Consider the following 15,813-nt stretch of genomic DNA (forward strand, 5'->3'; position numbering starts at 1 on the left):
TTTGTGTCAATCTAATAACTAATCATTATAGATATTGTCACGTTTTAACACTTCCACTTCCTCTGGAGTAATCTTACCGATCATATAGCGTTTTACGTCTACAATTTTCATCTCGTCAAGAATGTCAACCAGATTACGTTGTGTACATTTATCACTAGGTCTTATGATTACGATCATGTCTTTACCGCCTGAAACGCGAGGTACATATGCCTTTTTCTCCATCAGGACCTTACGAATCCCATCTGCACCGTAACCAGCAACAGTAGGACCTTCGATCGGATGAGCAACTTGACCATATACCCAGGAGACTTTATTGTCAGAACCCAATAAAATTGTCAGGGAACGATTATCTGCTGTAAGCAATTCATCGCTTTGTTGTTCCTTAATTTTATTTTTGTCTGGCATAGCCACATCCATCGCTTGCGGTTTATTTAAGGACGTGGTCAACATGAAGAAGGTAATCAACAAGAATGCCAAATCCACCATCGCCGTAAGGTCGACCTTACCGCCATTCTTCTTGGATCTTACTTTCCCGCCTTTGCCTTTTTTACCACTATCCTGATTTAATTCTGCCATTGTTTGTTCTTATTAAATCGTCAATTATTTCTCCTCAGCACGCATGCCTGTTATGAAACTAAATTTGTTTTGCTTTTGATTGCGCAACGTTTCAATAACTAAATTAACCGAAGGATATTTTTCATTCGCATCTGCTTTGATAGCCATCTTTAAAGGTCCTGGATGCACGAAGTTTTTATCTGATGCCTCTTTTTCCTTATTTACTTCCTCAGCTGCAAGACGGGCATTTTGAACCCAGTAATACAACTCATTTGAAGTATTCTCTGTACTATCAACCGGGATACCAGTTTGCAAACCTTTTTCTGTACGCTTACTTCCATCCAGGGCCAATAATCCTTTCAATTTAGACATTGGTACACCAAAGTTTTCCATCAATTTGAAACGATCATAATCTTCTTGCGAAAAGCCAACGCCATATTTTGCTGACATTCTTTCTAGTGCTTTTACGCGAACTTGTTGATCAGTCGTACCGAAGAAAACTTTACCTTTATCGCCTATTGTGATCATACCCACATTTGAATCAGGTAACTTATCTTTTGTAGTCGATGCTGGGGTATCCACCGTCAATGCTTCCGGTTGGCGCGCAGTCGCCGTTAAGACGAAGAACGTAAGCAGTAAGAACGATACGTCACACATCGCTGTCATGTCGATCGACGTACTGGCTCTTTTTACTTTTGCTTTACCCATTTTAAATTCTTCTTTTTAAATTAAAAACTCAATCTTCTATCCTATGATGCTTTCGATTTTTGATTTCCATAAAATAAAATCAAAAATTTTCATCATAGTTCTTATTTGTGGTTTGCAGCGTACGTTTGTACGATTGAGAAACCAGCTTCGTCGATAGAGTAAGTTAATTTATCGATTTTTGCAGTAAAGATGTTATACAATACGATAGCGAATGTTGAAGTCGCGATACCAGTTGCTGTATTGATCAAGGCCTCAGAGATACCGTTTGCCAATTTAGCTGAATCTGGAGCACCACCTGTTGCCAATGCCGAGAAGGCTTTGATCATACCCGTTACCGTACCCAATAGACCACATAATGTACCGATAGAAACTAATGTAGCGATAACGTTTAAGTTTTTCTCTAACATTGGCATTTCTAATGCTGTAGTTTCTTCGATTTCTTTTTGAATTGCAATAGCAGCTTTTTCAGTGTTTACTTCAGGATCTGCAGATACTGATTTGTATTTCAATAAACCAGCTTTTACAACATTTGCTACTGAACCTTTTTGTTTGTCACACTCAGCGATAGCTGAATCGATGTTTCCACCATTGATCAACGTTTGAATTTTTCTAACGAAGTTCCCTACGTTACCATTACCAGAAGCTTTGTTAATAACGATAAAACGTTCTACTGAGAAAACCCATACCATCAAGAATAAACCAAGCAAAACAGGAACGATAGCCCCAGCATGGTAAACCATTCCTAAGTAAGAACTTAAACTTCCGCCTGGGATTGGTGCATTTTCATGATTTCCATCAACAAAGTTTGCAGGGTTACCCATTACAAATTTCCATAAACAGAAACCAACGATGAAACAGATGATGATTGCAGCTTGAGCGAAGAAAGATCCTCCGTTGTTGCTCTCTTGTTTTGCAGCAGTTTTAGGTGCGTTTGCCATTTTTCTAATTTTTAGTTTTTTACTGTTGTTTAAATATATAATGTTGTTTAAATTATATGCACTTTTATTCGCTTTTGAAACCAATTTTGCAAAGCAAATTTAATATTTAATGTCAAATTTAAAATATTCCTCTTAAATATATAAAAAAAATCAAATTTGTTTTTAAAACTGAATACACTATTAATCCGTGTTATTTTTCTCAGCAGTTCCCGTTATATAATCATTGCTAATCTATGCTAAATCGCTTATTCGCAATAATTATTTTACAATGAAAGCCATTTTTTTTTTGATATGCAAGAAAATCAAGGATTTTAAACGACAAAAAGTAAGTGATTACTCATGTTTATGAACGATCTACCATCCCACACGCAAAGCATACTTGCCTAATAAACAATTCATTAGATTTACCGCTATTCTGCTGGATATACTTGTTTAACCACCAACTAATTTTACGCGATACCCCTCTTTAAGTAACAAATCATAGATCTTTTGTTTAAACTCGCCCTGAATGATGATCTCCCCATCCTTCACTGTTCCACCAACTCCGCACTTCGTTTTCAACAATTTACCTAAGTTCTCCAAGTCGTCCACTTTTCCAACAAAGCCCGTGACCAACGTAACAACTTTCCCCTTCCGCATTTTCCGATCAAGCTGCACCTTTAAGTTTTGCTGATTTACAGGTAACGTATCTGCTTCCTGAAAAAAATCGGCCAGCTGATAGCTGAAGCTGTCATCTGTCGAATATACAACGCCCTCATAGGACTGTTTCTTATTTTTACTCATCATCTTAACAAATTATCTTTAACGCTTTTGGCATAATGGAAATATCCAATTTATCGCCAAGTTCAATCGGCTCCCCATCCACATGAACCGGGGACACCTTATCAATCTCAATCTGTATATTCTTCCCCGGAATAATCTCGACATAACTGGATTGATCCGCCGATTTATTAAAAAGATGGAAAATCATCTTTGGCAAAATATAAAGTGGAAACTTGTGCACGATACAGACATCTAAAATGCCATCGTTAACCGAAGCCTGCGGTGCTATATAAGCATTATTACCATACTGGGGAGAGTTCGCCACACTGATCATAAAGGCCTGCCTTTCGTACACCTTTCCATCAATTGTCAATTTATAATGTGCCGGTTGGTATTTACTGAGCACATTAAAAACGGACTTCATATACCCCAAAGGTCCACGAATATTTTCATTAGCAAAATTTTCACTTACGGATGCATCAAAACCCAAACCCGCGATATTAAAAAAGCGTCTATCATTAATTACACCACAATCCACTTCTATTGATTCAAAACGATTAATCCGACGGATAGCTGCAGCCTCATTCATTGGAACTCCCAAATAGAGCGCCAGGCCGTTGCCAGAGCCTTCAGGAATAATCCCCAATGGAATTCCAGATCCGACCAAAGCGGATCCCAATTCATTGATCGTCCCATCACCACCGACAGCGATGACTGCATCATAGCCTTCTTTGATCGCTTTCAGCCCAATTTCATAAGCATGGTTCGGTCTCGCTGTTTGTTGGAAAGTAGGATCAAACTTCTGCAGATCAAGCACATCCAGCACCTGTTTTTTAAAGGAAGTTTTATTTTTCCCTCCCGAAATAGGATTAATAACAAACAATATTTGTTTACGTTCTGACATATCCAAAGATAGCGGAAATTACCAATTTCTTAAAATAATGTAATCTTTATACGAATTACCTTACTTCCCCATACTTTTAAAAGTTAAAATATAAATTTGATTTTAAATAATCCACAAAGTATCGTAGCTTTGTCGCACAAAAAATAGAATGTGGACTGATTTGCGTGCTGTTGCGTTACAAGCAACGACAAGGAGATTGCAACCACAGTAAAAAAGTGCTAAAAACCCCTCGCTATCACGGCTCTTATCACTTTGCTGTTATTTCATTCTAGCGCAAATCCAATATTAAAAATTACGTAAAGCATGGCTTATTTATTTACGTCAGAATCTGTTTCTGAAGGGCATCCAGACAAAATTGCGGATCAAATTTCAGATGCATTAATAGACAATTTTTTAGCATGGGACGAGGACTCTCGCGTCGCTATTGAAACGCTAGTAACGACTGGGCAAGTAGTTCTTGCCGGCGAGGTTAAATCAAACATATACCTTGATGTCCAAAAAATAGCCCGTTCGGTGATCCAAAAGATTGGCTATACCAAATCTGAGTATATGTTCGAGGCAAACTCTTGTGGCGTCCTTTCGGCTATTCACGAGCAATCTGCTGATATTAACCAGGGTGTAGACCGCAAGACAAGACAAGAACAGGGTGCGGGCGACCAGGGCATCATGTTCGGTTATGCCAACAACGAAACCGAAAATTTTATGCCTTTGGCATTGGACTTATCGCATCGCCTGCTTTATGAATTGGCCGAGCTGCGTCGCGAAAATAACGAAATCAAGTATTTGCGCCCGGACGCAAAATCTCAGGTGACACTTGAGTATAGTGATGATCATAAGCCGAAAAGAATTGAAGCAATCGTAATCTCTACACAACATGACGACTTCGCTACTGAACAAGTCATGTTGGATAAAATTACACACGATATTAAAACGATCTTAATTCCACGTGTTAAAGCGCAATTGAAACCAGAACTTCAGTTGTTATTTAACGATGAAATTAAGTTTCATATCAATCCAACTGGAAAATTTGTTATCGGTGGACCACACGGAGATACAGGGCTTACCGGTCGCAAGATCATTGTCGATACCTACGGTGGCCGCGGTGCACATGGTGGTGGGGCTTTCTCAGGAAAAGATCCATCTAAGGTAGACCGTTCCGCTGCATATGCAACGCGCCATATAGCTAAAAACTTGGTAGCAGCAGGTGTTGCAGATGAAATTCTCGTACAGATTTCCTATGCAATAGGTGTAAAAGATCCGATGGGAATCTATGTAAATACCTATGGAACGAGCAAAGTCAATCTGACTGATGGCCAGATTGCGGAAAAAATAGCCGACTTATTTGACATGACGCCATACGGAATTGAAACCCGTTTGGGGCTGAGAAATCCAATTTATTCAGAAACTGCAGCCTATGGACACATGGGAAGAACACCAAGAAAAGTAACCAAGGAGTTCGAAAGCTCGACAGGCGAGAAAAAGCAAGTCGAAGTTGAACTGTTCACTTGGGAAAAACTAGATTATATCGACAAAGTAAAAGAAGCGTTTGGTTTATAAGAGCCAGATGTCCATCAAAATAGAATGGGGCTGTCCAAAAATCATCTTGGACAGCCTTTTTTATTCAACTTTATACCCATCCCTTCACAGCGCCTTCTCAGCATTCTATTCTTAAACAGTTTGAACCGACTTTTATACCCAGACTATTGGTGAAATCGCGCAGGTTTTGTATCTTAAACGTTCTAAACCGTTTCAATCATGAAAAGACGCAATTTTCTTCTTGCACCAATGGTGCTCATAACTGCCCCAACATGGGCAAATAATGTTCAATCGGATGAAGATTTACAACCCGCCACCATTGTCCACGTTGTGAATTTTTGGCTAAAAAAAGAGCTCAGTGAAAAAGAAAAAAAGAATTTTGTTGGATTTTTTGAGGAACTGCGCAAGATCGACGTCATCAAAACACTTAATTACGGCGTTCCGGCTCAAACAAACCCGCGACCTGTCGTAGACAACAGCTTCGACTATACCTTGATCGTCACTTTCAAAAACCTTAAAGATATTACCATCTACGAGACACATCCGATCCATTTAAAAGCGATCGAAAAATATCAGCATCTCTGGACAAAAGTAATGGTCAAAGATACCTCCATCATTAAATAAGGCCCCGGGCCTTAATTTCCAAATATTTATTGATGGAATTGATGGTCAGGTTTTCGGGCGCTGTATAGATTGTCTGAAAGCCGTTGCGAATCAGTTCTTGTACGATAAGCTGTTTTTCATAGATAAACTTTTCAGCAATGACCTGATTGTAAATGTCGATTGTCTTTTTAGGCGTACTTTTCGCTAAATCCTCTATTTCTACGTTTTTAAAAACAACAACAACGATAATGTGGCTCCTGTTTAACATAGACAGATAATTTATCTGACGTCTTAAGGAATCTAAGGTCTCAAAATTGGTATATACAAAAATAAGCGACCTCTTGTTAATATGCGCATTGGCATAACTATATAATCTTCCAAATTCAGACTCCTCAAATTTGGTCGACACCTGGTATAGTGCTTCTGAAATCTTATGCATTTGATTATTCCTCTTCTCTGCAGCTATAAATGCATTGATATCTTTTGAAAAGGTTAATAATCCAGCTCGGTCCTGCTTTAAGATGGTCGCATTGGAAAGAACAAGTGCAGCATTAATCGAGTAGTCCAATAAGGTAAGACCGTTGAATGGCATACGCATTGCCCGACCTAAGTCAATAAATGAATAGATCGGCTGAGACTTCTCCTCTTCATACTGATTGACCATCAGCTTCTTTACTTTTGCAGATGCCTTCCAGTTCATGTGCCTATAATCGTCTCCCTGCACATACTCTCTAACATGGTCAAATTCCATGGCTGAACCAATGCGTCGAATACGCTTTATCCCCAGTTCATTCAATCGGTTACTTGTTGCCAAAAGCTGATATTTTCGTAGTTGAATATAGGATGGATAACAGGGGATTTCCTGTTCTTGATTGGTAACAAACCTTCTTTTGAAAAATCCAAAACGTCTAACCAAAGCCATACAACGACCAAACTGATAAATTCCCCTTTGTGTAGGCCGCAAGGAAAATGAAATTTCAGAGCGTTGAAAAGCGGGTAAACTGGCTGCAAAATCCTTGTCCCGAATTTGGAGCTGCACCGGAAACTCCTCTAAAACATCTACTTTTGTTGCAAATGGATAAAAAGAGCTCACCATAAGCTTCATCGGGTTTTCATCTCCATTGGATAATTTTTCAGGATATATCCTTGTGATCTCAATTCTGCCCTTCCCTGAAAATAAGACAATAAAATCAAAAGCCAAAACAGCCAACCAGATCCAAAAGACAATCCAGGCCACAATCAACAATCCTTTAACGAAAAAAGAAAATGTAAAGAGTGTCGCTACCCCCAATAGGGAGTAGAAGAATTGATTTGTTAGAAAAAGCTGTTTTAGTTTCTTCATTATCTTGGAATTTCTACAGAATTTATGATTTGATCGATGACATAAGCGGTGGTAAATCCTTCCATTTCCCTTTCTGGAGTCAACATGACACGGTGGCCCAGTACGGCAGATGCTACCCTCCGAATATCCTCAGGAGTAACAAAGTCGCGGCCTGTTAACGCAGCTGAAGCCTTTGCTGATTCCAACAAAGCAATAGAAGCCCGCGGTGAGGCACCTAGTGTCAAACTTGGATTAATTCGTGTTTTTATAATGACTTGAGCAATGTAAGTTAGCAACTCCTCGTGCACAAAAATAGACTTGATCAATTTCTGGAATTCTAAAATTTCTGTGGCCGAAACGACAGCCTGAACCTGATCCTCTTTATTCTGTGCTTTTTGAGCATGATGCTCCTTCAATATTTCCAATTCCTGTTCAAGTTCAGGATAGTTCACATTGATCTTAAACAAGAAACGGTCGAGCTGAGCTTCCGGCAATCGATAAGTACCTTCGTGTTCGATGGGATTTTGCGTCGCAAAAACAACAAACGGCCCTGGCAATTGATAGGTTGTTCCATCTACCGACACCTGTTGCTCCGCCATGCTTTCAAAAAGTGCTGCCTGGGTCTTTGCGGGAGCACGATTGATTTCATCGATTAAAACAATATTTGCAAAAATGGGGCCCCTACGAAATTCAAACTCATTACTTTTCAAATCGAGTATCGACGAACCGGTTACATCCGAGGGCATTAAATCCGGTGTAAATTGAATCCGCTTAAATTCACTGTGAATCGTTTTGGCAATCAATTTTGCGGATAATGTTTTCGCCACCCCGGGTAAGCCCTCGATCAAAGAATGCCCTGAGGCCAAGATCGAGATTAAGAGCATGTCAATCAATTGATCCTGCCCAACGATGACTTTTTTCACCTCCGACTTTACCTGCGCCATTTTATCGAATAAAACCGAGACATCTATTCGGTTTTCAAAAGATATATATTTATCGAAGTCACTCATATCATTTTTGCTTTATGTTTAAACTCTTCTATTGTATCATTAATCATCTTAAGATCAGCCACATCATGTTGTTTAGCATCTTGCATATGAACAATCAGCCTGATTAAAGACTGCGTCTCTAGGAGCGGAACTCCAGTCCGCTCAGCCAGCTCCTCACTGAACTCTTCTTCCCGCAACATCAGCGTGTCCAAATGAAACCGCATCCGAAGATCGTGCAGGAAGTAATCTATTTTTTTTGCGACCATATTACCTGGTGCGCCATTTTCATAATATAAAGTAGCAATGGTTCCACAAAAGTCCTTCGAGAGATTCGGTTCTGGGCTCACGACCGCCACGGCTCGCTGCTCTCGTCTACTTCGAAATACAAGCAAAAGAACTAGCCCCGCCAACAAAACATACCAAGCTTGCCTAAGACCATCATTCATAAGCAATACACGCAAAGGTGTCCGATATTGCTCCAAATTCGCTTTAAAATCATACCAAGCGATCGGCTTATCATTTAGATAAGATAACGACTTAGCAACATAGGCATATTGCGAAGCGGAATTCAGCAAGTAATAGTTTCCAAATAAATCAGGGGTCAGGTGCAGATAGAATGTCCCTTTACCAAATTGAACGGCTATGAAGTTCGGTAACATAAATTCCTTATAGGTAACCGCGCCCAAAATGGTCGCATGTTTAGGAAGTTTTTTGAATACTTCGCCAAGATCTGATTTACTATAATGAATTTTATTGTTATCGTTCATCAACCGCACACGCAGTTGGCTTTTTATATTCACACCTTTTTTAAAACCATAGAAGTTATCTGTTTTCAAACCGAGGGAATCCAACAGATAAGGATCAATATCCTCGGCTACAATCATTGCTTTCCCACCCCGGTTTACATAATCCAGTAATTTATCTTCCGCTGCTTCACCCATTGAAAAATAGGAGGTGTAAAAAAATAAGTTAGCGTCGGTTTTCTTTGTACTGTCCAAATATTCATACAATGGTCGCTCAATCGTTGTGTTCTTTTGATCAATGATATGCTTTAGTTCTTGACGTAGCACATAAGCGCCAAAAGGATTTTTATCTTTTGCATCAAAAGTCCGATCCCAGATAATAGGTTTCTTACTTGTTGCATCGATAAGGGCTATTAACACTAACACAACAGTCAATAATATCAATCCAAATTTTACCGATCCCTTCATTTAATTTGTTTTTGATACTGGTGAAACAATTGCTGATATTGATTAAAATTGTTCTCTGTTAATTCAAATTGACCAAACCAGACATAATCAAATATTCTTGTACATTCCGCAAATCCACGACGGAGCTCCTCGTTTTGAATCTCTTGTGTAAATTCAGCGTTCGTTTTGCTCAGCTTCCATTTGATATGATCGGATTGCGCTAGTTTCTGAATATTCAATAGCTGTAAGTACCGGATACCCAATGCATAATTCCTTTGAGCGATAGCCTCCTGAATATAAGGCTCCAGGTTGCTATTCATCAGGTTTCGCTCCACATACGCTAAAACGTCCAGTTCACTCTCCTCTTCACTATGCTTAATAAAATATTGTTTTCTGTTGTAGAGCACTTTATAAAGAATAAACGCTAATGCGATGACAGCTAAGAAGGCAAATACATAGCCAAACTCTTCCCGAAATTTATAAGGATTATCCGGCATGATACTCCCGATCCAATCGGCGAGCCGGGCAAGGATGCGTTGCAATACGCCCACCCGATCTTTAATATTTTCAGAATAAACAAAATCGTCTGTCTCGTAACGTTTGATGATATCCTGATAAGGATCCATTTTAAACGAACGTTGTTCGGTATATTTTGGAATCGAATCAAATAATGTTGGATCCCACAGGTCAATTTCGTCTTTTCCCTGTTGGCCATTAGGAGCCTTTACTGCAGAATCAATGCGGACAGAATCTGCTCCCACCAAGGTTGAATCTATTTGCACATTAAGTGAATCAATTCTATCGCTGTTGGAGTCCGTGTCCCTTGGCTTGGGATCACAGGCGTACATAATCGATAAACAGGCAATGCAGAAAAAAGACAAGAGTTTATTCATCTTTTCCTCCTATCTTTTCGATCATGCCATAAATACGTTCTCCAAATTTGAGATCCTTGGCTGTTTCATAAATAATACCATTGGCCAAAACCCCGGACATATAAAGAAAGAGCGTAAATAGTGTGATAAATAAGCCCCCAAATGTCATCAGGAGTTTTCCCCAGGATGAGTCAAAGAAAGCGGCATCTATTCCAAGGAAGTTAAATGACAAAAGCCCCATGATAATCAATGGTACAATGGAAATCATCATGACAGCCATTTGAAAAATAAAGTTCACAATGTAGGTTGCGATACCGTATTGGATCAATTTTTTGCTCAGCATGACATAGGCATCTGTAAAACAGCTTCCCAGATCCGAATAACCTTCCCGATAAAATAGAAAAGAGCAAAACAACCATATCCCAACCATCGAGCCCAATATACCAATGGCAAAACTTCCAATAAAAGGGATAAATGCACAAATCACAGCTACGATTGCCAGTGGGATAAAGACAACGATTAAAGCCAATATCATGGCAATCAAAAACATAAAGTATTTACCGAGGTTAGATCTGAAATTTCTGAATACTTCCGATCCTGAAAATGCTGTGCTTTTACGTTCTTTGAGTAGCATAAAATATTCAATGGAAATACCATAAACGTACAATCCCAAAGCGATCAATGCCAAAATGAGTAATCCAGCCCAAGTAAAAGCATCGATATCCTCAAAAGAATCGCTATTAGCCGAAAAAGTGATTTTTGTAGAAAGAAAATAGTAAACTAAAGCAATCGCTGCTAGGGGAACCGCAGATAAACCAAAAATAGTAGAAACAAAGTGCTTATAGATCAATTTAAAAAGATCTATGAAACTTTGGATAAAGTCCCCCACCTTCCGTTCTTTTTGAAACTCAAAATCTATTTCCATTGAAATCGTTTTGCTAGTCGATAAGGATTAATAACATAAAAATAAAGGATAGCCAGTACGGATAAAACGATAATTATTAAACATAACCAAATTGACATATTATAATACCGTGTTACAAAACCTTCCAATGTTCCGGCTATAATAAAAAAAGGAATCGTGCTGACGAGAACTTTCATTGCAATCTTTGCTGTACGGACAAACGATGTCAAACGTGTAAACGATTTGGGAAATAGAATGCTATTACCGATGGCCAATCCGCATCCTCCTGCCACAATAATTACCGAAATCTCAATAGTGCCATGAATCCAAATCGCCGACATGGCTTTCCCCATAACGCCATACTGGAAAAACATATGGTGAAATGCACCAAGCATAATACCATTGCTAAACAGCACATAACCTGTCCCTACACTGAAAAATAGTCCGGCAGCAAAGGCCATAAAAGCAACCCGCACATTATTAATCGTAATCCAAATCGCTGATCCAAAGTTGCTCCCCTTCCCATATACTGCAGCAGGATCTCCTGCTTTTATACTTTCTATCGTCGAATCGACATAGTAGTCACCTAAAATAAGCCGAATAAAATCCATATCGTATACAGACGATACAAAACCAATGACTGAAGCCAAAACAAAAATTAAGAAGGAGTACAACAAAGGTCTACGGATTGACCAGATCGCCTGCGGTATCTCTTCATTGATAAAAGATTTAAACTTATTATTGGAAGCTTTCTGATCTTTATAGATTTTCTGATGCACGGTCACTGCCAGTTCATTCAGGTAAGCCTTTACCTTACTTTCAGGATAAAAAGTTTGTGCATAAGCCAGATCATTAGTGAGCTCAATGTAATTTGAGGCCAGTTCATCTGGATCAACCTGCATATTAATTGATAAATTATTTTCAATTAACGTCCATTTTTCTTTATTTCGTTCTACAAAGGATGCTTCTCTCATTAATTTTTTTAACTGGCTGAACCAAATATAGGAAATATCCATGATTGAAAAGCACAAATTGGAGCTAAAATGACCTAGAAATTCTATATTGCTATTAAACTCAAATAATTTACATATGAATAAGCTTGAGATAAATACAGCACAAAATGTAAAAATCGAATATAATCTTGCCAGTCTTGGTTCAAGAATGATCGCTTTTGCAATAGATTATTTTATTATAGTCTGTTATTATTTCTTTTGCTTCTTTCTCTTGGACAGCATAAACATGAACGCAGGAGATCCCTATCTTTTTTATGGCGTTATGATGGCATTGACCCTACCCGCGTTTTTTTACACATTGATTACCGAAACCGCCTTTGGTGGTCAGACAGTAGGTAAGAAAATCATGAAAATAAAGGTCGTTAAACTTGACGGTTCGCGAGCCAACTTTTATCAATACTTGTCCAGATGGAGTCTATCTATTGTAGATATTTGGATGACGATGGGTGGTGTCGCCATTACCTCGATCGTTTTATCCAAAAATGGGCAACGCATTGGAGATATTGCCGCAGAAACTTCCGTTATCAGCCTCAAACCTACATTAAAATTGAGCGACACAATTTACGAAGAGACTTTCGACAATCATCCAATTCTATTTCCACAGGTTATCAAATTGAGCGACAAGGATGCTAATTCGGTCAAAGAGATCTACCAAACAGCTTTTGATAGAAGAGATGTGGGCATTTTAACAGCTTTGGTCCAGCGTCTTGAGGCGGTTATGGAAGTCAAACATCCTGAAAAAATGACTCCCAACGACTTCGTGCTGCAGGTCATGAAAGATCATTACAGCATGTTTAAGGATAAATAGTTTTTACGCTCATAGTTGATTCTGCATTCTCTCGGTTAAAAAACGGATATCGATCGGAGCTCGTTCGGTGTTTCTTCGCTTGCAACCGAAGAAGTACCGAACGAGTTCCGAACAAGTACCGAATAAGCACCGAGTAATCTCCGAAACTGATCGCTATGTCTTATCCATTTTTACAGGTTAATTCTTGAGGTAAAGTAAGAACCGTATTAGACCTTTTGTAAACATTTTTCAGGGATGGACAGGTAATTCTTGATGTGATTCCGATTTTTCGTTCATAAAAAATGCCCTCAAAAAGTTGGACACTTTTTGAGGGCACAGCAAAATAATTCCTTTTTTTATACTGAATATTTTGTTACGCGGTCACTGAAGCCGCAGAAGTCTGCACCTGACGGTCAACCTTCTTAACCAATCCCTGCAATACATTTCCTGGACCGACTTCTACAAAAGCTGTTGCACCATCGGCCAACATATTTTGTACTGTCTGCGTCCACCGTACAGCGCCAGTTAATTGCGCAATAAGATTTTCCTTGATAACCGCTGGATCTGTCTGTGGTTTGGCATCTATATTTTGATAAATCGGACAGCTAGGCGACAAAATGTCTACAGCTTCGATAGCCGCCTGCAATTCGACTTTGGCAGATTCCATCAATGGTGAGTGAAATGCTCCACCAACATTTAGCTTTAATGCGCGCTTAGCACCGGCCTCGGTCAATAAAGCACAAGCTTTATCCACACCTTCAATAGATCCCGAAATCACCAATTGTCCGGGACAGTTATAATTCGCAGCCACCACAACGTCATCAACTTTAGCACAGATCTCTTCCACTATAGCATCTTCCAGACCTAATATCGCAGCCATCGTTGAAGGCTGAAGCTCACATGCTTTTTGCATCGCGTTGGCGCGTTGTGCAACCAATTTCAAGCCATCTTCAAAGCTCAGTGCGCCCGCTGCTACCAAAGCCGAAAACTCACCCAATGAGTGACCTGCAACCATGTCCGGTTGAAAAGACTCTCCCAATGCTTTTGCCAAAATGACCGAATGCAAGAAAATAGCCGGTTGGGTTACGTTGGTTTGTTTCAACTCCTCGTCTGTACCGGAAAACATGACATCCGTGATGCGAAATCCTAAAATATCGTTAGCCTGTTCGAACAAAGCTTTCGTTTCATCATTTAAATTATACAGGTCTTGCCCCATTCCAACAAATTGGGCCCCTTGACCAGGAAATACATATGCTGTTTTCATCCCTTATATTTTTTATTCGTTTATTTGTCTGCTACAATAGGTATTGAATCTGCTTTCTGCAGTCAATGGTTGATGAGAACGAATTCCCGTAAGCGCAAACTTAGATAAATTGCTTTTTATATGCAATATAAATTCATTTCAGCCAGCTATATTCCCATCTTCGGCCGTTCGATCTCATATTGTTCATTTCCTCAGAAGGATCTATCGATCCTTAAATTCAGTCTTCGGGAACAAAACTTAGCGACAACATCTTCTTCGGGTCAAATACATCTTGCGCTATTTCCAGCAGCCCTGTATTAGTCAAGTCCTGAATTTTTTCAATTACTTCGTCCAATAAGATGACACGATCATAGTCCATCACGTTTTTCGCGGCAGAGATAATCATACTCATACGGTTCTCTTCGGTCAAAGCAATCTGACCAATAAATTTCTGCTTCGCCTTTTTTACTGCAGTTTCGGATAGCGGTTGCTCGGTTAGCTTCGCTAGTTCTTTAAAGACGAGTTTTTTAGCTTTTTCAACTTTTTCTTCATCGGTACCGAGGTAAATACTAAATAACCCTGTATCCGAAAAAATAGTATAATTAGATTCAATGGTATAGGCTATTCCATATTTCTCCCGAATAGAAAGATTCAGAATAGAACCCATTCCCATGCCGCCAAGCATATTGTTCAAAAGCAACAGCCCTGTCTTACGCTCATCACGATAACCGTAAGCCAAAGATCCAAGCATGTAATGAACCTGATTAATTGGTTTTGCAACTGCAAGATGCTGTTCAATAATTGGATTGACATCGTTTCTCATCCGCATAATTGTATTTGCTGGAACACCACCAAAGATCTTGTGCAACAATCGCTCAACTTCTTTTAGCGTATAATTACCTGTGATACCAATAACCATTTCATTTGTATCATAGTTTGCCTGCATAAAGTCTAAGATATCGCCCTTTTGTAATGCGAGAAGCTGATCTTCCAGTCCCAAAATATTGTGTCCTAAACCCGACCCCTGAAAAACCAGATCCTCAAAATCGTCTACAATAGACTCTTCTGGGCTATCCAGGTAAGACGCCATTTCATCTACAATGACAGATTTTTCTTTATCCAATTCTATATCGGGAAAAGTGGAATGAAAAAAGATATCTTCAAAAAGATCTAAGGCACGACTTAAATAAGGCTGAAGAATAGAGGCATGTACACAGGTATATTCCTTCGTTGTATAAGCATTCAAATCTCCGCCAACGGATTCCAAATGATTTATAATCTGTTGTGTAGAGCGTCTTTCTGTTCGTTTGAATAAAAGATGCTCAATAAAATGGGCTACACCATATTTTCCAGCAGACTCATCCCGAGACCCCGCATTGATGACCATGCAGACATGTGTAACCGGTAAATTCTGATATTGAAATACTACGCGTATCCCGTTTGAAAGTCTAATAATTTCGTATTCCATGCAGTATAAACTTGCTGTAA

At 39.2% G+C, this 15,813-nt stretch carries 16 protein-coding genes; 3 read left to right on the plus strand and 13 right to left on the minus strand.

The genetic code is table 11. The features are described 5' to 3' along the window. Positions 1 to 18 precede the first annotated feature (18 nt). The 5 genes from B3P16_RS14445 to B3P16_RS14465 form a co-directional block, all read right to left on the minus strand. Positions 19 to 576, minus strand: a complete 558-nt coding sequence (locus tag B3P16_RS14445; RefSeq protein WP_286843377.1) for an ExbD/TolR family protein — start codon at positions 574 to 576, stop codon at positions 19 to 21. Positions 577 to 600: 24 nt separating this feature from the next. Continuing rightward, positions 601 to 1,263: an ExbD/TolR family protein gene (locus tag B3P16_RS14450; RefSeq protein WP_286752825.1), complete on the minus strand. Its 663-nt coding sequence runs from the start codon at positions 1,261 to 1,263 to the stop codon at positions 601 to 603. A gap of 101 nt (positions 1,264 to 1,364) precedes the next feature. Then, positions 1,365 to 2,201 (minus strand): MotA/TolQ/ExbB proton channel family protein, encoded by an 837-nt coding sequence (locus B3P16_RS14455; RefSeq protein WP_286843400.1) that lies wholly within the window; start codon positions 2,199 to 2,201, stop codon positions 1,365 to 1,367. Positions 2,202 to 2,633: 432 nt separating this feature from the next. Then, positions 2,634 to 2,984, minus strand: coding sequence for a translation initiation factor (locus tag B3P16_RS14460; RefSeq protein WP_070560961.1), 351 nt, complete (start codon positions 2,982 to 2,984; stop codon positions 2,634 to 2,636). A gap of 4 nt (positions 2,985 to 2,988) precedes the next feature. Beyond that, positions 2,989 to 3,867, minus strand: coding sequence for a diacylglycerol/lipid kinase family protein (locus B3P16_RS14465; protein WP_286734148.1), 879 nt, complete (start codon positions 3,865 to 3,867; stop codon positions 2,989 to 2,991). Positions 3,868 to 4,170: 303 nt separating this feature from the next. On the opposite strand from B3P16_RS14465, the gene metK reads away from it, so the two are divergent. Next, positions 4,171 to 5,424, plus strand: a complete 1,254-nt coding sequence (gene metK / locus B3P16_RS14470) for a methionine adenosyltransferase (protein WP_286767456.1) — start codon at positions 4,171 to 4,173, stop codon at positions 5,422 to 5,424. A gap of 198 nt (positions 5,425 to 5,622) precedes the next feature. After that, positions 5,623 to 6,027: a Dabb family protein gene (locus tag B3P16_RS14475; protein ID WP_286843380.1), complete on the plus strand. Its 405-nt coding sequence runs from the start codon at positions 5,623 to 5,625 to the stop codon at positions 6,025 to 6,027. Here B3P16_RS14475 and B3P16_RS14480 read toward each other — a convergent pair. The 6 genes from B3P16_RS14480 to B3P16_RS14505 are packed head-to-tail and all read right to left on the minus strand — an operon-like array spanning position 6,020 to position 12,256. Then, the gene (locus B3P16_RS14480) at positions 6,020 to 7,348 is read right to left on the minus strand and encodes a DUF58 domain-containing protein (RefSeq protein WP_070560953.1); all 1,329 of its coding nucleotides are present in this window, start codon (positions 7,346 to 7,348) and stop codon (positions 6,020 to 6,022) included. The genes B3P16_RS14475 and B3P16_RS14480 overlap by 8 nt on opposite strands. Beyond that, the gene (locus B3P16_RS14485) at positions 7,348 to 8,337 is read right to left on the minus strand and encodes an AAA family ATPase (RefSeq protein ID WP_286843382.1); all 990 of its coding nucleotides are present in this window, start codon (positions 8,335 to 8,337) and stop codon (positions 7,348 to 7,350) included. The genes B3P16_RS14480 and B3P16_RS14485 overlap by 1 nt, the downstream gene beginning before the upstream one ends. Then, positions 8,334 to 9,527: a DUF4350 domain-containing protein gene (locus B3P16_RS14490; RefSeq protein WP_286843383.1), complete on the minus strand. Its 1,194-nt coding sequence runs from the start codon at positions 9,525 to 9,527 to the stop codon at positions 8,334 to 8,336. Before B3P16_RS14490 ends, B3P16_RS14485 begins: the two co-directional genes overlap by 4 nt. Next, positions 9,524 to 10,399: a DUF4129 domain-containing protein gene (locus B3P16_RS14495; RefSeq protein ID WP_286843385.1), complete on the minus strand. Its 876-nt coding sequence runs from the start codon at positions 10,397 to 10,399 to the stop codon at positions 9,524 to 9,526. The genes B3P16_RS14490 and B3P16_RS14495 overlap by 4 nt, the downstream gene beginning before the upstream one ends. Continuing rightward, a complete protein-coding gene (locus B3P16_RS14500; protein ID WP_286752832.1) occupies positions 10,392 to 11,303 on the minus strand; it encodes an ABC transporter permease in 912 nt (303 codons plus the stop codon). The genes B3P16_RS14495 and B3P16_RS14500 overlap by 8 nt, the downstream gene beginning before the upstream one ends. After that, positions 11,294 to 12,256, minus strand: coding sequence for a stage II sporulation protein M (locus tag B3P16_RS14505; protein WP_115049359.1), 963 nt, complete (start codon positions 12,254 to 12,256; stop codon positions 11,294 to 11,296). Before B3P16_RS14505 ends, B3P16_RS14500 begins: the two co-directional genes overlap by 10 nt. 115 nt (positions 12,257 to 12,371) lie before the next feature. Here B3P16_RS14505 and B3P16_RS14510 point away from each other — a divergent pair, with 115 nt between their 5' ends. Further along, the gene (locus tag B3P16_RS14510; RefSeq protein ID WP_115046318.1) at positions 12,372 to 13,103 is read left to right on the plus strand and encodes an RDD family protein; all 732 of its coding nucleotides are present in this window, start codon (positions 12,372 to 12,374) and stop codon (positions 13,101 to 13,103) included. Between the two features lie 352 nt (positions 13,104 to 13,455). Here the strand turns inward: B3P16_RS14510 and fabD are convergent, their stop codons facing one another. Then, positions 13,456 to 14,346, minus strand: coding sequence for an ACP S-malonyltransferase (gene fabD, locus B3P16_RS14515; protein WP_070560944.1), 891 nt, complete (start codon positions 14,344 to 14,346; stop codon positions 13,456 to 13,458). Positions 14,347 to 14,563: 217 nt separating this feature from the next. Continuing rightward, complete coding sequence (locus B3P16_RS14520; protein WP_286769245.1) at positions 14,564 to 15,793, minus strand: M16 family metallopeptidase; 1,230 nt, start codon at positions 15,791 to 15,793, stop codon at positions 14,564 to 14,566. Positions 15,794 to 15,813: the final 20 nt, after the last annotated feature.

Source organism: Sphingobacterium sp. UBA7631 (genome assembly GCF_002483935.1).
In the GTDB taxonomy this organism is placed as follows: Bacteria; Bacteroidota; Bacteroidia; order Sphingobacteriales; family Sphingobacteriaceae; genus Sphingobacterium; species Sphingobacterium multivorum.